Annotated in this window: 16 protein-coding genes and 2 pseudogenes; 11 read left to right on the top strand and 7 right to left on the bottom strand. The window is 30.3% G+C overall.

From position 1 onward, the window contains the following. Positions 1-70 precede the first annotated feature (70 nt). The gene (rseP, locus tag N5A56_RS03690; RefSeq protein ID WP_265726330.1) at positions 71-1,417 is read right to left on the bottom strand and encodes an RIP metalloprotease RseP; all 1,347 of its coding nucleotides are present in this window, start codon (positions 1,415-1,417) and stop codon (positions 71-73) included. Between the two features lie 175 nt (positions 1,418-1,592). Between rseP and N5A56_RS03685 the strand changes: the two genes are divergently transcribed. From N5A56_RS03685 to N5A56_RS03670, 4 genes and pseudogenes are all read left to right on the top strand, one after another. Beyond that, positions 1,593-2,273: an SCO family protein gene (locus N5A56_RS03685; protein WP_265726331.1), complete on the top strand. Its 681-nt coding sequence runs from the start codon at positions 1,593-1,595 to the stop codon at positions 2,271-2,273. Positions 2,274-2,324: 51 nt separating this feature from the next. Beyond that, positions 2,325-2,555 (top strand): FeoA family protein, encoded by a 231-nt coding sequence (locus tag N5A56_RS03680; protein WP_265726332.1) that lies wholly within the window; start codon positions 2,325-2,327, stop codon positions 2,553-2,555. Next, positions 2,555-4,665: pseudogene (gene feoB / locus N5A56_RS03675) on the top strand (ferrous iron transport protein B). Before N5A56_RS03680 ends, feoB begins: the two are co-directional and overlap by 1 nt. Before the next feature lie 214 nt (positions 4,666-4,879). Continuing rightward, the gene (locus tag N5A56_RS03670; RefSeq protein WP_265726334.1) at positions 4,880-5,422 is read left to right on the top strand and encodes a DUF2911 domain-containing protein; all 543 of its coding nucleotides are present in this window, start codon (positions 4,880-4,882) and stop codon (positions 5,420-5,422) included. 87 nt (positions 5,423-5,509) lie between these two features. On the opposite strand, the gene galE is transcribed toward N5A56_RS03670, so the two are convergent. Continuing rightward, positions 5,510-6,523, bottom strand: a complete 1,014-nt coding sequence (galE, locus tag N5A56_RS03665) for a UDP-glucose 4-epimerase GalE (protein WP_274270188.1) — start codon at positions 6,521-6,523, stop codon at positions 5,510-5,512. A 19-nt stretch (positions 6,524-6,542) separates the two neighbouring features. Continuing rightward, positions 6,543-7,691 (bottom strand): DegT/DnrJ/EryC1/StrS family aminotransferase, encoded by a 1,149-nt coding sequence (locus tag N5A56_RS03660; RefSeq protein ID WP_265726335.1) that lies wholly within the window; start codon positions 7,689-7,691, stop codon positions 6,543-6,545. A 73-nt stretch (positions 7,692-7,764) separates the two neighbouring features. Here N5A56_RS03660 and N5A56_RS03655 point away from each other — a divergent pair, with 73 nt between their 5' ends. Both N5A56_RS03655 and N5A56_RS03650 read left to right on the top strand, forming a co-directional pair. Continuing rightward, positions 7,765-10,143: a penicillin acylase family protein gene (locus N5A56_RS03655; protein ID WP_265726336.1), complete on the top strand. Its 2,379-nt coding sequence runs from the start codon at positions 7,765-7,767 to the stop codon at positions 10,141-10,143. 100 nt (positions 10,144-10,243) lie between these two features. Next, positions 10,244-10,840, top strand: a complete 597-nt coding sequence (locus tag N5A56_RS03650; RefSeq protein ID WP_265726337.1) for a lycopene cyclase domain-containing protein — start codon at positions 10,244-10,246, stop codon at positions 10,838-10,840. 1 nt (position 10,841) lies between these two features. Here the strand turns inward: N5A56_RS03650 and N5A56_RS03645 are convergent, their stop codons facing one another. Genes N5A56_RS03645 through N5A56_RS03630 form a run of 4 tightly spaced genes read right to left on the bottom strand, consistent with a single transcriptional unit; the run spans position 10,842 to position 13,718 of the window. Then, positions 10,842-11,579: a nitroreductase family protein gene (locus tag N5A56_RS03645; protein WP_265726338.1), complete on the bottom strand. Its 738-nt coding sequence runs from the start codon at positions 11,577-11,579 to the stop codon at positions 10,842-10,844. Positions 11,580-11,607: 28 nt separating this feature from the next. Then, entirely contained in the window at positions 11,608-12,297 is a 690-nt protein-coding gene (locus N5A56_RS03640) for an RluA family pseudouridine synthase (RefSeq protein WP_265726339.1), read from the bottom strand. Between the two features lie 6 nt (positions 12,298-12,303). Continuing rightward, positions 12,304-12,915, bottom strand: a complete 612-nt coding sequence (gene yihA / locus N5A56_RS03635; protein WP_265726340.1) for a ribosome biogenesis GTP-binding protein YihA/YsxC — start codon at positions 12,913-12,915, stop codon at positions 12,304-12,306. A gap of 38 nt (positions 12,916-12,953) precedes the next feature. Continuing rightward, positions 12,954-13,718, bottom strand: coding sequence for an alpha/beta fold hydrolase (locus N5A56_RS03630; protein ID WP_265726341.1), 765 nt, complete (start codon positions 13,716-13,718; stop codon positions 12,954-12,956). 204 nt (positions 13,719-13,922) lie between these two features. Between N5A56_RS03630 and mraZ the strand changes: the two genes are divergently transcribed. The 5 genes and pseudogenes from mraZ (at position 13,923) to N5A56_RS03605 (ending at position 19,107) form a co-directional block, all read left to right on the top strand. Beyond that, positions 13,923-14,390: a division/cell wall cluster transcriptional repressor MraZ gene (gene mraZ / locus N5A56_RS03625; RefSeq protein WP_265726342.1), complete on the top strand. Its 468-nt coding sequence runs from the start codon at positions 13,923-13,925 to the stop codon at positions 14,388-14,390. Next, positions 14,377-15,285: a 16S rRNA (cytosine(1402)-N(4))-methyltransferase RsmH gene (gene rsmH, locus N5A56_RS03620; RefSeq protein ID WP_265726343.1), complete on the top strand. Its 909-nt coding sequence runs from the start codon at positions 14,377-14,379 to the stop codon at positions 15,283-15,285. The genes mraZ and rsmH overlap by 14 nt, the downstream gene beginning before the upstream one ends. 9 nt (positions 15,286-15,294) lie before the next feature. Next, positions 15,295-15,600 (top strand): FtsL-like putative cell division protein, encoded by a 306-nt coding sequence (locus N5A56_RS03615; protein WP_274270187.1) that lies wholly within the window; start codon positions 15,295-15,297, stop codon positions 15,598-15,600. Positions 15,601-15,678: 78 nt separating this feature from the next. Beyond that, positions 15,679-17,639 (top strand): annotated as a pseudogene (locus tag N5A56_RS03610) (penicillin-binding protein). 1 nt (position 17,640) lies between these two features. Further along, the gene (locus N5A56_RS03605; protein WP_274270231.1) at positions 17,641-19,107 is read left to right on the top strand and encodes a UDP-N-acetylmuramoyl-L-alanyl-D-glutamate--2,6-diaminopimelate ligase; all 1,467 of its coding nucleotides are present in this window, start codon (positions 17,641-17,643) and stop codon (positions 19,105-19,107) included. Positions 19,108-19,109 lie beyond the last annotated feature (2 nt).

The raw sequence follows: 19,109 nt of genomic DNA, 5'->3' as shown, positions 1-19,109 counted from the left end.
TAGATCTTTTAGAATTAAAAAAAAAGCCTCACAATTTTAAATTGTGAGGCTTTTTTTAAGTTTTAGATTGTTATTTAAAAAGTCTAAAAATATCGTTTCCGTTAGCAAAAAGTAATAATGCTATTAAGAGTACAAAACCAATAACTTGTGCATATTCTAAAAATTTATCACCTGGTTTTTTACCAGTAATCATTTCCCAAAGAGTAAAAACTACATGACCACCATCTAATGCAGGAATTGGTAGTAAATTCATAAAACCTAACATAATAGATAAGAAAGCTGTAATGTTCCAAAAAGACTCTGCACTCCATTCATCAGGGAAAATACTTCCAATAGAAATAAAACCACCTAAACCTTTATATGCTCCTGTACTTGGATTAAATATTTTTTTCAACTGTTTCACGTAATCCGTTAATGTTTTCCAAGATTTATTCCAACCTGCAGGTATCGCTTCAGAAAAAGAATACTCAATATCTGCTAAATCATAATAACCTAATCGCTCTAAATCTTTAGAAGGTAAAGTTGTAAATGCAACACCAATTTTCCCTTCATCTGTTATCTTTAAAGCTATTTCTTTAGTTTCTTTTCCTCTTAAAATAGTTGCAGAAACATCTTGTCCTTTGTATTTATCCAAAATATTTTTAGCTTCGTCATAATATTTTATCGAATTACCATTAATAGCGGTAACAATATCTTTTGCTTTTAAGCCTGATTTTAGATTCGGAGAATCTTCAGATACTTTCCCAATAGCAAAAGGGTAACGTGGATATAAAAACGGTCCGGAATTTTTACCTCTATCCATTAATTGTGAAATAAAATCCGTAGGAATTTTTTTATCAATTACTTCACCTTTTCTTTCTATTTGAAAATTATTTCCATTAATAAACTCTAATGATAAACCAGCAAATTTTTTAATTTTCTGGCCATCTACAGTTAAAATTTTGTCACCAGTTTGTAAGCCTAAATTTATTGCTAAAGAGTCTTGTACCCAAACCCCATCTTTTACGTTTTCGTTTGGTAAATATTTTTCACCATAAGCCCACATTAAACAGATATAGATAAAAATACCTAAAATAAAGTTTACAAAAACACCACCTAACATAATTATTAAACGTTGCCACGCGGGTTTAGATCTAAACTCCCATGGTTGTGGCGGTAAAGCCATTTGCTCAGTATCCATGCTTTCATCAATCATTCCAGAGATTTTTACATAACCTCCTAAGGGAATCCAACCGATACCGTAAACGGTTTCGCCTATTTTTTTCTTAAAAATAGAGAATTTATAATCAAAAAATAAGTAGAATTTTTCTACTCTAGTTTTAAATAATTTTGCAGGGATAAAGTGTCCCAATTCATGCAAAACAATTAATAAAGATAAACTTAAAATAAATTGTGATGCTTTTATTAATATTTCCATTCAGCGTTAAAATCAAAAATTAAAATAGTCGCAAATGTACGTTTTTAAAGAGACTATAAAAAGAACAATTTTGAGTTGATTTTTATTTTAACATAGATTTTAGAATGATATTGCTTTTGATTCCTTTTTTAAGGTATTTTTAAGTCGTAAATTTGTGGTGTTAAATACATTTTTTATGGATTTTAAGTTTTTTAAAAAATCACTTCCAACATTAATTTTTTTATTAGTTTTTTCAGCTGTCGCTATTCCTGTTTTTTATCATTTGTTAAAAGTTGATAAGAAATTAAAAATTTATAATCCAGCAGATGTAAACCCTAATTTAGTTGATGTTACTCTAAAACACATCAGAAAAAATCATACTATTTCAGATTTTGAGTTGATAAACCAAAACGGAGAAATTATTACCAATAATAATTATAAAGATAAAATTTACGTAGCCGATTTCTTTTTTACACGTTGCCAAACTATTTGTATTGCAATGGCTTATAATATGAGTGAGTTGCAAGAGTTTTACAAACAAGATGATGATATTATGTTCTTATCACATTCTGTTACTCCTACCATAGATAGTGTTTCTGTTTTAAAAGAATATGCAGAGAGAAAAGGTGTAATAGATGCAAAATGGAATGTAACAACTGGTTCTAAAAAACATATTTATGAACTTGCTAGAAAGAGTTACTTTGCTGTTTTAGAAGGTGGTGATGGAGGAGAAAATGATTTTATACACACAGAACAATTTGTGTTAATTGATAAAGAAAGACGTATTCGTGGGTTTTATGATGGTACCGAAAAAGAAGACATGGTAAAACTAAAGAAAGACGTTGCGCTTTTAAAAGAAGAATATACTAGAGAATAACTTGTTTAGAATGATTCTAAATTCCTATCTTTGCTTTCCTAAATAAAAAATTTGAGCACAATTGCATCTTTACGAATTGGAGAAATAGGTTATATATCTGAAGAATCATTAGATTTTATTCCTCTAAAATTATTAGAAATGGGGTGTTTACCAGGAGCAGAAGTTCAGTTAATTCAGCTTGCTCCTTTAAAAGATCCTTTATACATCTGTGTTAACGGAAGTCATTTAGCAATTAGAAAAGAAACTGCTTCAAAAATTCAAATTCTAAAAGTGAATAGCTAATGCCTAAAAACGATATAAAAGTTGCTTTAATAGGAAATCCTAATACAGGTAAAACTTCACTTTTTAATCAACTTACAGGGTTAAATCAAAAAGTAGGAAATTATCCTGGTGTTACGGTAGATAAAAAAGAAGGTGTAAGTAAATTGTCTTCTACACAAAACGCATTAATTACAGATTTACCGGGTACTTATAGTATAAACCCAACTTCATTAGACGAAAGTATTGTTTTAAAAACGTTACTTAAAAAAGATATAAAAGAATCGCCAGATGTAATTTTGGTAGTTGCAGACGTAGAGAATTTAAAGAGAAACTTATTGTTGTTTTCTCAAATTAAAGATTTAGAAATCCCTACTGTTTTGGCTATTAATATGGTAGACCAGATGCATAGAAAAGGTATTTCTATAGATTTATCATTGCTTAAGAAAGAATTAAACACAGAGGTTGTTTTAATAAGTGCAAGAAAAAACGAAGGAATTAATGATGTAAAGGAAGCAATTATTCGTTGTCATGTGGCAGCAAAAGCATCACCTTTATGTGGTATAAATTCTAAAATTGATACAGATTACTTTGATCGATTAAAAGAAATAAGTCCAAATTATTCCTTGTATGAATTATGGTTGATGGTAACACAAAGTAGTTTTCCAGAAACGGTAACAAAAGAAGAAAAAAGAAGCTTTTAGCATTTAAGCTAGATACTTCTAAATTAAAAAAATACCAACACAAAGAAACTATTTATCGTTATCAAGAGATTAATAAAATTTTAAAGAAAACGTATATTGTTGATAAAACGAAAGCAACAGATTTACGAGGTAAACTAGATAGGATTTTTACACATAGAATATTCGGATACGTATTATTTAGCCTTATTCTGTTAATTATATTTCAATCAATTTTTGATTTAGCTTCTGTACCAATGGATTTTATTGATGGTACTTTTGCTCAATTATCAGACTTTGCAAAAAGCAATTTGCCTAATGGAGTGTTTACAGATTTACTAACCGAAGGAATTATTCCTGGAATTGGGGGCGTTATTATCTTTATACCTCAAATAGCAATCTTATTTTTATTTGTAGCCATTTTAGAGGAAACGGGCTATATGAGTAGAGTTGTCTTTTTAATGGATAAAATTATGAGGCGCTTTGGTATGAATGGTAAAAGTGTAATTCCGTTAATTTCAGGAACAGCATGTGCAATTCCAGCAATTATGGCAACAAGAACTATTTCTAGTTGGAAAGAGCGATTAATTACTATTTTAGTAACACCATTTACAACCTGTTCTGCAAGATTACCGGTTTATGCAATTTTAATTGCTTTAATAATTCCTGATAAAAAAATTCTAGGTTTTTTAAACTTACAAGGTTTAGTATTACTTTCTTTATATGCTTTAGGTTTTGCATCTGCAGTAATAGCTGCTTATATATTACACAAAACATTAAAAGTAGAATCTAAGTCGTTTTTTGTTGTAGAAATGCCAAATTATAAATTGCCATCTGTTAAAAATGTGTTTTTTGATGTAGTAGAAAAAACCAAGGCTTTTGTTTTTGGAGCAGGAAAAATTATTTTGGCTTTATCTATTGTATTGTGGTTTTTGGCTTCGAATGGAGGATCTAATTATAAAAATGCAGAAAAAACGGTTATAGAAAATGTGGCTAATCAACAGTTAAATACTGATGAAATTCAACAAAAAATTGCATCTTTAAAATTAGAAAGCTCATATATTGGAATTCTAGGAAAAACAATTGAACCTGTAATAAAGCCTTTAGGTTACGATTGGAAAATAGGAATTGCGCTTATAACTTCGTTTGCTGCAAGAGAAGTTTTTGTAGGTACATTGGCAACAATTTATAGTGTAGAGTCAGATGATGAAAATACAGCAACCATAAAGCAAAAAATGGCTTCAGAAATTAATTCTGAAACCGGAGCAAAACGTTTTAACTTTCCTGTTGGTATGTCTTTAATGGTCTTTTATGCATTTGCAATGCAATGTATGGCAACTTTGGCAATTGTTAAGCGAGAAACAAAATCTTGGAAATGGCCATTAATCCAATTGTTTGGTTTGGCTTTATTGGCTTATGTTTCAGCCTTTTTAACGTATCAAATTTTAAGTTAATGCAAGAAGTTATTGTTTATTTTTTAGTTGCTTTGGCTGTAGTTTTTTTAATGAAGAAATATGTTTTTACTTCAAAGAAAAAAAGAATTGCAGTACAGATTGTGGTTGTCATTAAAATATTAACAGAAAATTAGTGATGTAAGATTGTAAGGTTTTCTAACTTTGATGACTTATAATTTATATTAAAAATCGAATACTTAAATATTTTAAACTCATGAAGAAAGCTATTTTATCAATTGCAGTTTTTGCAATTTCTTTAATTTCGTCAACAGAAGTAACTGCTCAAGAATTTTCTAAATTAGATGTAAGTCCAATGGATGCATCTGCGTATCCTAAAAATTGGAGAGACGCAGATAAGTTAGTAAAAGTGGTATATAGTAGACCACAATTAAAAGGAAGGTCTTTAGAAAAACTAGCACCAAAAGACAAGGTTTGGAGAACTGGAGCAAACGAAGCTGCCGAAATTACATTTTATAAAGATGTAACTTTTGGAGATAAAGAAGTAAAAGCAGGAACGTATACTTTGTTTACAATTCCTACAGATGGAGATTGGACGGTAATATTAAGTACTCATAAAAATATTTGGGGATCTTATTTTTACAAACAAGACCAAGATGTTGTAAGAGTTTCTGGTAAAGTTTCTAAATCAGAAAAGTCTATTGAAGCTTTTTCTATAGCTTTTAATGGTGAAGAAAACAATGCTACAATGCACTTAGGTTGGGCAAATACAATTGTTTCTATTCCTGTAAAAGGATAATATTATATTTAATTAGATCATAAAAAAACCTCAAAAGTAACTATACTTATGAGGTTTTTTATAAATTTTAAAATGGTGTTTTAAAACTTAAACAGATTGTTTTTGTTGCCATTTCCAAGCAGATTTTAAAGCCTCTTCTAAGCTAATTTCTGTTTTCCAGTTTAATTCTTTGTTTGCAATTGTTGTGTCTGCATAACAAGTCATAACATCACCTTCTCTTCTGCCAACAATTTTATAATTTAATTTTAAATCGTTTACTTTTTCAAAAGCTTTTATTACTTCTAAAACAGAAGTTCCTTTACCTGTTCCAATATTAAAGAACTCAAAAGAACTTTTATTGTTTTTGTTGATAAGCCTTTTTAATGCTGCAATATGTGCTTTTGCTAAATCTACAACATGAATGTAATCACGAATTGCTGTTCCGTCTTCAGTAGGGTAATCATCACCAAAAACAGATAATTCTTTTCTAATTCCTGCAGCAGTTTGTGTAACAAAAGGAATTAAATTGGCAGGAACACCTAAAGGAAGCTCTCCAATTTTTGCAGTTGGGTGTGCTCCAATAGGATTAAAATAACGTAAAGCTATTGTATTAATACCATATGCATTACTTGTATCTTTAATAATTTCTTCACCAATTTTTTTAGTGTTTCCATACACAGATTCAGCTTTCTTTACAGGAGCATTTTCTGTTATTGGTGATGAATCTGGTTCTCCGTAAACAGTTGCAGAAGAAGAAAATATAAAGTTATCTAGTTTACGATCTCTAACTTCTTGCAAAATATAAATAAGAGAACTTAAGTTATTTTCATAATAATCTAAGGGTTTCGCAATGCTTTCTCCAACTGCTTTAAAAGCTGCAAAATGAATAATTCCATCAACTTTATTGTTGTCAAAAAAAGTTTTTATATCACTTTTAATTCTAACATCAATTTGGTGAAATTCTGGTTTTATACCTGTAATCTCTGTAATATTATCTAAAACAGAAATTGTAGTGTTAGATAAATCATCAATAATTACTACTTCAAAACCTTCGTTTTGTAATTCTACTACTGTGTGAGATCCTATAAAACCTAAACCTCCTGTTACTAATATTCTTTTCATATTTGGGGTAATTAAAAATTTATTTTAAGAAACTTGTAATACTTTCTGTGATAAAAGTAAGTTGTTCTGTGTCTAATTCTGTATGCATAGGTAAAGAAATTACCGTTTTTATTAAGTTATTTGTAACGGGGAAATTTTCTTCTTTATACCTAGTATCTTTATATGCTTTTTGAGAATGTAAAGCAACAGGATAATAAATTGCATTCGGAATTCCTTTGTCTAATAAATGTTTGTGTAATTCATCACGTTTTCCATTCGTAATTTGTAATGTATATTGATGAAAAACATGACAGTTACAAGTGTCGCAAACTTCTCCACAAGAAGCTGTTGTAGGTGTTATAATATTAGAGTTGTTTGCAAAAGCGTTATTATAAAAACGAGCCGCATTTCTTCTAGCTTCACAATACGAATCTAATAATGGTAATTTAGCCTTTAAAACTCCTGCTTGTATAGAATCTAATCTAGAATTTACACCAACTACATCATGATAATATCTGGTATACATTCCATGATTTACAATACCTCTTAAAGTGTGAGCAAGTTCATCATCATTTGTAAAAATAGCTCCGCCATCTCCATAGCAACCTAAGTTTTTAGAAGGGAAAAATGAAGTTGTACCAACATTACCAATAGTTCCGGCTTTTTGTTTTGTTCCGTTTTTAAAGGTGTAATCAGCACCAATTGCTTGTGCATTATCTTCAATAACAAACAAGCTATGTTCTTTTGCAATTTCTAAAATAGCATCCATGTTTGCAACTTGTCCGAATAAATGAACAGGCACAATAGCTTTTGTTTTAGGTGTAATTGCTTTTTTAAGAGCATCAATATCTATATTATATGTTTTAGGATCTACATCTACTAAAACTGGTGTTAACTTTAATAAGGCGATAACTTCTACAGTTGCTGCAAATGTAAAATCTGCTGTAATAACTTCGTCTCCTTGTTCTAAACCTAAACCCATCATTGCTATTTGTAAAGCATCTGTACCATTTGCACATGGTATTACGTGTTTTACATCTAAATAGTCTTCTAGATTTTTTTGAAACTCTTTAACTAAAGGTCCGTTTATGTATGTTGATGAATTTAGTACTTCTTGTATAGAGTTGTCTACGGTTTCTTTAATTTGTTGATATTGACCCTGAAGGTCTACCATTTGAATTTTTTTCATGTAAGCATAAGGTATTAGTGATTCAAAAATACAATATAAATCTATTATCTTTGAGTTCTTTAAAATTTTTAAAATGAATTTATTAAAAAAAATAGTCAAAATTGTAATTATAGTATTCGTTCTAATAATTACAGGTGCTTGGTTGTATTCTAAAACGTATCATCCTAATTATAGTGGAGAGTTGGAACTTAATAATTTAACCAAAAAAGTTACTGTTTATTTTGATGAAATTGGTGTGCCTCATATAAATGCCGAAAATCAAAAAGATGCTTACACAGCTTTAGGTTATTTGCATGCACAAGACAGATTATGGCAAATGGATTTGGTTAGAAGGATTGCAGCTGGTAGATTGTCTGAAATTTTTGGAGAAAAGTTAATAAGAACAGATAAACTTTTTTCTGGTTTAGGAATCGAAGAAGCTTCTGATGAAACTATTAAAAATTTAGATAAAAATTCTGAGCATTATAAATTAGCAGTAGCTTATTTAAACGGTGTAAATCAATATATAGAAGATGGTAAGACGCCAATTGAGTATACTTTGGTAGGTGTAGAGAAAGAAAAGTATACGTTAAAAGATATGTACAATGTGTATGGCTATATGGCTTTTAGCTTTGCTATTGCTCATAAAACAGATCCGCTTTTAAATGAAGTGAAAGAAAAATTAGGTTCTGCTTATTTTAAAGAATTAATAGGAGCGGAATTTGAAAACCTAACATATATTAAAAATGAAGCAAAACCAGAATTAACAGGTAGTTTTACTAAAGCAATGCACGATTTGTATAGTGTTTTGCCAATATCACCATTTATTGGGAGTAATTCTTGGGTAATTGGTGCGGATAAAACAAAAAACGGAAAAGTAATTTTTGCAAACGATCCTCATATTGGTTTTTCTCAACCTTCTGTTTGGTATCAAGCACATATTAAAACACCAAATTATGAAATGTATGGTTTTAATTTAGCGTTAACTCCATTTCCTTTGTTAGGACATAATAGAGAGTATGCTTACGGTTTAACAATGTTTGAAAACGATGATATAGATTTTTATATAGAAGAGGAAAACCCGGATAACAATCTACAATATAAAACAGAAAACGGATTTGTAGATTATAAATTAATTGAGAAGCGGCTTAAAATTAAAGGAAGAAAAGATTCTATTTATACTATAAAAGTTGGTAGACACGGACCGGTAATGAATGGTCTTGTAGATCATTTAGATGACACTCGCTCTATTGCTATGCAATGGATTTATACAATGCACAAAAACGAATTGTTAGAGGTTGGTTACGAGTTGTCTCATGCAAATTCATTGTCAGAATTTAAAGCAGGAACAAAGAAATTGCATGCACCTGGTTTAAATATAATGTATGGCGATGCAAAAAATAACATAGCTTGGTTTGCCTCTGGAAAGTTGTATAAATACAGAGATTCATTATACACTAAAACCTATTTGAATGGAGCTTCTGGTAAGGATGAAATACTAGAGTATTTAGACTTTGAACAAAACCCACAAGCTGTGAATCCGAGTTGGAATTATGTGTATTCTGCAAATAATCAGCCAGATTCTATTGCTGGAATCTTGTATCCTGGATATTATTTAAATGAGGATAGAGCAGAAAGAATTGTGCAATTATTAGAGCCTAAAAATAATTGGACAAAGGAGGATGTTGCCAAAATGATTATGGATGTTACATCGCCAAATGCACCAAAAATTGCATCAGATTTTGTGAATTCAATTAATCAAAATAAATTATCTGCAAGCGAGAAGAAAGCAATATCAATATTAAAAAGCTGGAAAGGTAATTTTGATAAAAATGAAGTTGCACCGGTTATTTATAATAGAATGGTGTATGAGTTTCAGAAAAATACTTTTTCAGACGAAATGGGAGAGGCTTTTAAACAGTTTGAGAATACTCCTTTTATTGAAAAAGTTTTACCTGTACAATCTAAAAGAGTGAACTCTGTTTGGTGGGATGATGTTACCACAAAAAATAAAATAGAAACTAAAGAAGAAATAGTAACAAGTTCTTTTAGAAATACATTTTCTTTCTTACAAAGTCAATTAGGAGAAAATGTAGAAAATTGGACTTGGGATAGAGTTGTTTCTGTAGAATACAAACATGCCGTTGGTGAGGTTGCTGCTTTAAGAAAATACTTTAATGTTGGTCCTTTTGTAACTAATGGAGGAGATCAAGTAATTAATAATCAAATTTATGATATCGATTCTACAGGTGTTTATAAAGTAAAAGCTGGTCCATCAACAAGGAGAATTGTAGATTTTTCTGATGTAGAAAATAGTTTGTCAATTTTACCAACAGGGCAATCTGGTCGTGTTTTTAGTAAACATTATAAAGATCAAGTAAAAAAGTACTTAAATGGAGATTTTGTAAAGATGAAAATTAATAAAGAAGAAATTTTAAAAAGTAAGAATGTTTTAATTATTAATCCTAAGTAAGATATTTTATGAAAGAGGAATACGCTTTTTTTATTTGTGCCTTTGTTATGTTCCAATTTGGCTATATATTTTTTTTAAAAGAAAAGACTTAAGAAAAAAGTTGATTAGAACATCTATTGCAGGAGGAATAATTGCCCCTTTTACAGATTATTTTCATTTTAGAGATTATTGGATTCCTCCTTCTATTATAGATTTGGAATATGCTTATTTTGAAGATGTTTTAATGGGTGCGTTAATAATAAGTGTAGTATCTACAATTTATGAAACTGTTTTTAAATTAAAATTGATTCCTTATAGAAAAGAGAAAAAACTACAGCATACGTTTTATGTAATGTTTGTTGTTAGTTTTGTTGTAGTGTATGTTTTAACTGGAGTTTTAAAAATAAATTCAATTTTTATATACAGTAGTATTTATATACTTTATGCATTTATTATGCTTTATTTTAGAAGAGATATGCTTAGGGAATCGTTAGTTACGGCTCTTTTAAGTTGGTGTATACAATTGGTGTTTTACATTCCATTGTTTACTTTTTACAGTCCTACTTATTGGAGAAAATATTATTTATTGGCAAATACTAAATATGATATTACTTTTTTAAATATTCCGTTAACGGAGATGTTGTATTTTATTACAATGGGTTTAACGATTGGTATTTTTTATGAGTTTGTTTCAGGAAAGAAAAGAGTCTCTTTTTAGATTATATTTCTTTGTAAACTTCGTTAAAAGGGATTCTAAAACGTTCGCCATAAACTCCTTTTTCTGTTCTAATACCACAGGAAACAATCATATTTATTTCAGCACCAAATGGTAAGCCTAATAGTTTTTTTACGCGTAATGTATCAGAACCTTCCATTGGGCAGGTATCATATCCTTCTGCAGCCATAGAAATCATAAAATTCTCTGCAGCTAAACCACAAGTTTTATGAGCCACAATTCTCATGTCACTTTTTTTAACCTGTCTGTATATTGGTTTAAAAATTCCGATAATTGACACCATAACATATTTTAATAAACCAAGAATACCAAGAAAATCACCATACGCAAAAGGTATTATCTTTCCATAATAGTTTCTACCTACTTTTTCTCTGCTACTTTGTTCATCTTTAGGGTTGTTTGCCCCAAAGTTTTTGTCTATAAACGCTAAATTTGCTTTTGCCCTTTTCTTCCACAAATCTTTTCTAGAAACAAAAACAACTAATTGTTGTGCTGTTTTAGCTGCATTTTGATTGAAGCAAAAAGGTGCTATTTTTGCTATTGTATCTTTTGATGTAATATGATAAAACTCCCATAATTGCATGTTGCTACTATTAGGAGCTAATGCAGCTTGTTCTAAGCACTTTTTTACAATAGTTTTGTCTATGGTTTTTTTAGTATCATAAATTCTTACAGATCTTCTATAATTAATAGCTTCTGAAACTGTTTTTTCGTGTGTCATAAAAAATATATAAGTTATTGTAATAAAGTTAATTTTTACAAGCGTTCCAAATAACTTCATTTGGAGTAGGAGCAATCACCGAAATTTCTTCTTTAGAAACCGGATGAATAAATACTATTTTACGAGCATGTAAATGTATGCTTCCATCTTTGTTGCTTCTATCAAAACCGTATTTTAAATCTCCTTTTATAGGAAATCCAATAGAAGATAATTGTGCTCTAATTTGATGATGTCTTCCTGTTTCTAAATCAATTTCAATTAAAGAATAATTATCTAATTTCTTAATCACATTATAGTGTAAAATTGCCTTTTTAGAGTCTTTTATTTCTTTAGCGTAAACGGATGATTTATTATTCTTAGGATTCTTTTTTAAGTAATTTACTAAGGTGTCTTTTTCCTTTTTTGGGTATTTTTTTACAACAGCCCAATACGTTTTGTTAATGGTTTTATCGCGTAACATTTTGTTTAAACGCTCTAATGCTTTAGAGGTTCGTGCAAAAATAATTGCGCCAGATGTAGGTCTGTCTAATCTATGTACTACACCTAAAAAAACATTGCCTGCTTTGTTGTACTTGTCTTTAACGTATTCTTTAACAACATCGCTTAAAGGTTTATCTCCAGTTTTATCACCTTGTGTAATATCTCCAGAGCGCTTGTTAACAATAATTATATGATTGTCTTCAAATAAAACTTGTAAGTTTTCTTTTGTAGAATGCATTAACGATTATTTAAAATCTTTTGCAACATCTTCATTTACACCGTCGATAAAGTCTAAAAACTCTTTTCGACCTAAACCCGTAGAAGAAGAGGTTAAAAATGTCATTGGTAAGGTTTCCCAAGTAGTTAATAATTTCTTCTTATAAGAAGAAATTTGTTTATTTAATTTTGAGCTTCCAAGTTTGTCTGCTTTTGTAAACACTAAGCAAAAAGGAATCCGATTTTCACCTAAAAACTGCATAAATTCTAAATCAATTTTTTGAGGATCATGTCTACTATCTATTAATACAAAAGTACAAACCAATTGTTCTCTTTCTTTAAAGTAGTTTTCTATAAAGTACTGAAAAATAGTTCTTTTCTTTTTTGATATTTGTGCATAACCATAACCGGGTAAATCTACTAAAAACCACTCGTCATTTATTTTAAAATGATTTATTAATTGGGTTTTACCAGGTTTTCCAGAAATTTTTGCCAAACCTTTTCGCTCCATTAACATGTTAATTAATGAAGACTTCCCAACGTTAGAACGCCCTATAAAAGCATATTCAGGAATTCTTTCTTTGGGTGCTTTTGTAACATTACTGTTACTCATCAAAAATTCAGCAGATTTTATTTTCATTGTAAAATTTTCTTTGCTTATAAAATATCAGCAAAAATTTAAATATTTCTAGAAGTTAACCAAGTATGAAGAATCGTATTAAACTCTTCTGGCTTTTCCATCATGGCAGCATGACCGCATTTATCTATCCAAAATAAATCTGAATCTGGTAGTAATTTATTGAATTCATCGGCAACATCTGGAGGTGTTACTGTGTCCTGTTTTCCCCAAATTAAACAAGTAGGTTGTTTCATTTCTGGTAAATCTTTAGCCATATTGTGTCTAATTGCGCTTTTAGCTATAGATAAAGTTTTTAAAACTTTCATTCTATCATTAACTGTGCTATAAACGTCATCAACTAATTCTTTAGTAGCAATTTTAGGATCGTAAAAAACTTCTCTTGCTTTTTGTTCAATATACTCATAATTTCCTCTCTTTGGGAAGCTATCTCCCATCGCTTTTTCATATAGGCCAGAGCTTCCTGTTAGTACAAGTGCGTTAACCTTTTCTGGGTAATGTTTAGTGAAATAAAGAGCAATATGACCGCCTAAGGAGTTTCCTAAAAGAATAGCCTTGTCGATTTTTTTAAATTCTAAGAACTCTTTTAAAAACGATGCTAAATGTTTAACATTTGTTTTTATTAGGGGTAAAGAATATAAAGGTAATTCTGGTATTATAACTTTGTAACCATTGTTTGGAAAGTGATTATATGTGGCTCCAAAGTTACTTAAAGCTCCCATTAATCCATGCAAAACAATGATTGTAGGTCCTTTTCCAGCTTCTGCGTAGGTAAATTTCCCTTCGGTTTTTAAGGTGTCAGTCATTGATTTTTGTTTGATTTTCACTAAACGCAAATGTAGTTCTTTTTTATAACATAGAAATTTATTTCATTATCAGGAGATTAGGGTTTTTAACAAGGTTCTAGTTACTATGAATAAAGGGGATTCTTAATACTTATTAACAATGTGGTAAAAAGTGGTAAAAAGTGGTAAAAATTATTTATTTTTGATGTCTATAAAAGCTTTTTAGTGATAAACCTAATTGGAACATATGAGTGTAAAGCAGATGCTAAAGGAAGGGTGATGGTTTCATCGGTCTTTAAGAAGCAGTTGTCTTCTGTGTTACAAGATGGTTTTGTTATGAAAAGAGCTGTTTTTCAGCCTTGTTTAGAGTTGTATCCAATGCAAGAGTGGAATTTGATGATGGCGAAAATCAACAAATTAAATAAGTTTAAAAAGAAGAACAACGATTTTATTAGGAGGTTTACGGCAGGTGTGAAAATGGTGGAATTTGATGCTACGGGTAGAGTTTTAATCCCAAAGGATTTGTTAGATTTTGCAGGTATTCAAAAACAAGTTGTAATGTCTTCGTCTGTGAATATTATAGAAATTTGGGATAAAGACAAGTACGAGAAAGCTATTGATGACGCTGCTTTAGATTTTGCAGATTTAGCTGAGGAAGTAATGGGAAATACAGATGTAGATGAGTTATCATAATCCAGTTTTATTGCACGAGAGTATCGATGCGCTTGATATAAAAGAAAATGGCGTTTACGTAGATGTTACGTTTGGTGGCGGTGGTCATTCTAGGGAGATTTTAAATAGATTGGGAGAAAACGGGAGATTGTTTGCGTTTGATCAAGATCCTGATGCTTTAGGTAATGTTATTGATGATGATCGTTTTACTTTAATTCCTGAAAATTTTAGATATATAACTAGGTTTTTAAGGTTTCATGGTGTTAGAAAGGTTGATGGTGTTTTGGCGGATTTAGGTGTTTCTTCTCATCAGTTTGATGAGGCTGAAAGAGGTTTTTCTACAAGATTTGAAGGTGTTTTAGATATGAGAATGAATCAGGAATCAAAAACATCTGCAAGAGAAATTGTAAATAAATATTCTGAAGAAAAATTAGCAGATATTTTATTTATGTATGGTGAGTTGAGGAATTCTAGGAACATTGCGAAAACAATTGTTGAGGAAAGGGAGAAAGAGAAAATTGAAACTAGTTTTCAGTTGAAAACTATTTTAAAAAGGTATTTGCCAAATGCTAAAGAGCATAAAATTTTAGCACAAATATTTCAAGCGATAAGAATAGAGGTAAATGAAGAATTAGATGTTTTAAAAGAGTTTTTAGAACAGATGCCTAATTTGCTAAAAGAAGAAGGTAGGTTGAGTGTAATTTCTTATCATTCTTTAGAAGATCGGTTGGTAAAAAGATTTATAAGAACTGGTTTGTTTAAAGGTGAATTAGAGAAAGATGTTTTTGGTAGATCTAATGAGCCAATGCAAAAGGTTGGTAAGTTAATTATCCCGAAAGCAGAAGAGGTAAAAATGAATAATAGAGCTAGAAGTGCAAAGTTAAGGATAGCAACATTAAAAAAAGAAAGAGCTTAAAACCTATTTATGTCTAAAGTTAAAAAAGGGGTTTATGGTGTTTTAAGAGGTAGCTTCCTAACGGATGAGTCTGCTTTTAAAAACTGGAGAATAATAATTTTTGTTGTTGGGCTCTTGTTAATTATGATTTCAAGTGCGCATAATGCCGATAAGAAAGTTATTAAGATATCAGAGCTAAATAAGAAGAAAAGGGAATTGCGAGCAGAATATGTAGATACTGGGACTATTTTAATGAGAATGAAAATGGAATCGAGTATAAGAGAAAAGGCAAAGGCTAGAGGATTACAGCCTTCAGAAGCACCTCCAAAAAAATAAAAGTAACGTATAAAGATTAATCAATTGGCAACTCAGAAAAAAAGCATACTTACCAAATTCTACATAGTAGCTGCTTTTATGACGATTTTTTTGTTGGCAGTTGTTGTTAGGGTTGTGCATATACAGTATGTGCAGGGAGATAAGTATAAGAAACTTTCTACTGAGCTTACGATTAAGCAAGATACAATTAGAGCAAATAAAGGAAATGTATACGCAGCAGATGGTAATTTGTTGGCTACATCAATGTCTAAATTTACCATTAGAATGGATGTAGTAGCTGTAAAAAGTAATACGTTCGAAAAAAACTTTGTAGCCTTGTCTAAAGAGTTGTCTACAATGTTTGGTAAGCCTACTAAATATTATCAAGATCGTTTAAGAACTGCAAAAAAGAGAAAGAATAGATATCTTTTAATTGCAAGAAATGTTGGTTATAATGATTATTTAAAGATGAAAAAATTCCCAATTTTTAATTTGGGGGTTTATCGTGGAGGTTTTATTGCGGAGCACAAAACTGTACGTGCACATCCAATAGGTAAAATTGCGGCAAGAACAATTGGTTATGATGATTTTAGAGGGGAGGCTGGAATAGAAGGTGCTTTTGCAGATTTTATGCAGGGCGAAAATGGTTTGCGTTGGAAACAGAAAATTGCAAAAAACCAATGGAAGCCAATTTCTGACGTTAATGAAAAAGAGCCTATTGATGGTCATGATGTTATTACAACGATAGATGTAAATATTCAAGATATAACACATCACGCATTGTTGCGTCAATTAGAATATTTTGAAGCAGATCATGGTTGTGCTGTTGTTATGGAAACTGCAACTGGAGAAATTAAAGCAATTTCTAATTTAGGGAGAACTTCAAAAGGTAGGTATTTTGAAAAAAGAAATTACGCGGTTTGGGAAAGTCATGAGCCTGGTTCTACTTTTAAATTAGCAAGTTTAATGGCTGCTTTAGATGATAATGTTATTGATACTTCTGCGGTTGTTGATACGGGAAAAGGTAAGATTTTTATTCATAATAGAAAAGTTGAAGACTCTAAAAGAGGTGGTTACGGTAAGATATCTGCAGCAAGAGTTTTTGAGGTTTCATCCAATGTAGGTATTGTAAAATTAATTAGAAAATATTACGATGATAAACCAGAGAAGTTTATTGATAAATTAGAAAAATACGGATTTACGAAACCTATAGGTTTTCAGATAAAAGGAGAAGGTAGGCCATATGTGCCAAATCCTAAAGATAAAAGATGGAGTAAAATTTCATTAGAATGGATGTCTTGGGGTTATGGAATTTCTGTTACTCCTATGCAAACATTGATGTTCTATAATGCTGTTGCAAACAATGGGGTTATGGTAAAGCCTCGTTTTGTAAAAGAGTTACGTAGACAGGATAAAACAGAGAGGATTTTTGAAACAGAAATAGTTAATAATAAAATTGCAACTGATTTAACCTTAAAAAAATTAGAAAAGTTATGGAGAACGTGGTTATTAAAGGAACTGCAGATAATATTTATTCTTCAAATTTTTCAATGGCAGGTAAAACAGGTACTGCTAAAAAGTTTATACCAAGACATAAAGATAAGAATGGTAAAACAATATCTGGTCATTATTCTAATAAGCATTATGTGGCATCTTTTGCAGGTTTTTTTCCTGCGGATGAACCAAAATATTCTTGTATAGTGGTTATTCATGATCCTTTAAAAGAAAAAGGATATTACGGAGCAAAGGTGGCGGCTCCTGTATTTAAGGAAATAGCTCAAAAAATTTATACAACTACTCCTATTGATAATCAATTGGTAAATGATAAAACGGAATTTGCTACAATAGATAATCAGTATAAAAAATATAATAAAGTTATTAATAGAGAGTATTCTAAAGTGCCAAATGTTAGAGGAATGTCTGGTATGGATGCAGTGTCTTTGTTAGAAAATATAGGGTTGAAAGTTGAGTTTTCTGGAGTAGGAAAAGTAAATCATCAATCAATTAAAAAAGGAACAAAATTAGTAAAAGGGTCAACAATTACTTTAAAACTATCGTAAACTGAAGAATTTAAAAGACATATTATATAAGGTTTCCATTATTCAAGTATTTGGTATTACAGATGTTGAAATTAATCAGCTTGTTTTTGATTCAAGAAAAGTTGAAGATAATGATGTTTTTGTAGCTCAAAAAGGAGTGTCTGTAGATGGTCATTTATATATTGATAAAGCTATTTCTTTAGGAGCCTCTGTGGTTATTTGCGAAGATTTTCCAATTGATAAAAAAGAAGGAGTTACTTATGTTCAGGTTGCTGATGCAAATGTGGCTCTAGCTATAATGGCTTCTAATTTTTATGAGAATCCTTCTACAAAATTTCCGGTGATTGGTGTTACAGGTACAAATGGTAAAACTACTATAGCATCGTTGTTATATCAATTATTTAGTAAAGCTGGTTATAAAGTTGGTTTGTTGTCTACTGTTAAAATTTTAGTTGATGAGGTAGAGTATAAGGCAACACATACAACTCCAGATTCTGTAACTATAAACAAATATTTAGACATGATGCTAGAAGCTGGTGTTGAATATTGTTTTATGGAAGTGAGTTCTCATGGAATTCATCAAAAAAGAACGGAAGGGTTAACTTTTGCAGGTGGGGTTTTTACAAACCTTTCTCATGATCATTTAGATTACCACGATACGTTTAGTGAGTATAGAGATGTTAAAAAATCATTTTTTGATTCTTTACCTAAATCAGCATTTGCATTAACAAATATTGATGATAAAAATGGCAGCTTTATGCTGCAAAATACTAAAGCAAAAAAAGTAACCTACGCTTTAAAAACATTAGCAGATTACAAATCGAAGATTTTAGAAAAGCAAATTTCTGGAACCTTGATTAATGTTGATGGAACTGAAGTTTGGACTAAATTAATTGGTGTTTTTAATATTTACAATTTAACGGCAATTATTGCAGCTGCAGATTTGTTAGGTTTAGATGCGTTAGAAACTTTAACGATTGTTAGTCAGTTAGAAAGTGTGAGTGGTCGTTTTCAATACGTAATTTCAGAGGATGGTATTACAGCAATTATAGATTATGCACATACACCAGATGCATTAAAAAATGTATTGGAAACTATAAATGATATTAGAACAGGTAATGAAAAAGTAATAACAGTTGTGGGTTGTGGTGGTGATAGAGATATTGCTAAAAGACCTAAAATGGCGCACATTGCTTCACAGTTAAGTAATCAAGCAATTTTTACATCAGATAATCCTAGAACAGAAAACCCGCAAACTATTTTAGATGAAATGGAAGTTGGTGTTTCTGCAGAAAATTATAGAAAAACATTAACGGTTTTAGATAGAAGACAAGCAATAAAATCAGCTTGTAAATTATCTGAAGCTGGAGACATTATATTAATTGCAGGAAAAGGGCATGAAGATTATCAAGAAGTGAATGGAGTTCGTTCTCATTTTGATGATTTAGAAGAAGTAACAAACTGTTTTAATCAATTAAAAAAGAAGTAAGA

Origin of the sequence: Polaribacter ponticola, assembly GCF_026191475.2 — a bacterium.
In the GTDB taxonomy this organism is placed as follows: Bacteria; Bacteroidota; Bacteroidia; order Flavobacteriales; family Flavobacteriaceae; genus Polaribacter; species Polaribacter ponticola.
Note: the sequence above shows the minus strand (reverse complement) of the source record. Positions and strands in the feature narration are given on the sequence as shown.

What these genes read in the sequence shown, in the direction of transcription:
- rseP (WP_265726330.1), bottom strand. Translation starts at nt 1,417, where the DNA reads ATGGAAATATTAATAAAAGCATCACAATTTATTTTAAGTTTATCTTTA.
- N5A56_RS03685 (WP_265726331.1), top strand. Translation starts at nt 1,593, where the DNA reads ATGGATTTTAAGTTTTTTAAAAAATCACTTCCAACATTAATTTTTTTA.
- N5A56_RS03670 (WP_265726334.1), top strand. Translation starts at nt 4,880, where the DNA reads ATGAAGAAAGCTATTTTATCAATTGCAGTTTTTGCAATTTCTTTAATT.
- galE (WP_274270188.1), bottom strand. Translation starts at nt 6,523, where the DNA reads ATGAAAAGAATATTAGTAACAGGAGGTTTAGGTTTTATAGGATCTCAC.
- N5A56_RS03660 (WP_265726335.1), bottom strand. Translation starts at nt 7,691, where the DNA reads ATGAAAAAAATTCAAATGGTAGACCTTCAGGGTCAATATCAACAAATT.
- N5A56_RS03655 (WP_265726336.1), top strand. Translation starts at nt 7,765, where the DNA reads ATGAATTTATTAAAAAAAATAGTCAAAATTGTAATTATAGTATTCGTT.
- N5A56_RS03645 (WP_265726338.1), bottom strand. Translation starts at nt 11,579, where the DNA reads ATGACACACGAAAAAACAGTTTCAGAAGCTATTAATTATAGAAGATCT.
- N5A56_RS03640 (WP_265726339.1), bottom strand. Translation starts at nt 12,297, where the DNA reads ATGCATTCTACAAAAGAAAACTTACAAGTTTTATTTGAAGACAATCAT.
- yihA (WP_265726340.1), bottom strand. Translation starts at nt 12,915, where the DNA reads ATGAAAATAAAATCTGCTGAATTTTTGATGAGTAACAGTAATGTTACA.
- N5A56_RS03630 (WP_265726341.1), bottom strand. Translation starts at nt 13,718, where the DNA reads ATGACTGACACCTTAAAAACCGAAGGGAAATTTACCTACGCAGAAGCT.
- rsmH (WP_265726343.1), top strand. Translation starts at nt 14,377, where the DNA reads ATGAGTTATCATAATCCAGTTTTATTGCACGAGAGTATCGATGCGCTT.
- N5A56_RS03615 (WP_274270187.1), top strand. Translation starts at nt 15,295, where the DNA reads ATGTCTAAAGTTAAAAAAGGGGTTTATGGTGTTTTAAGAGGTAGCTTC.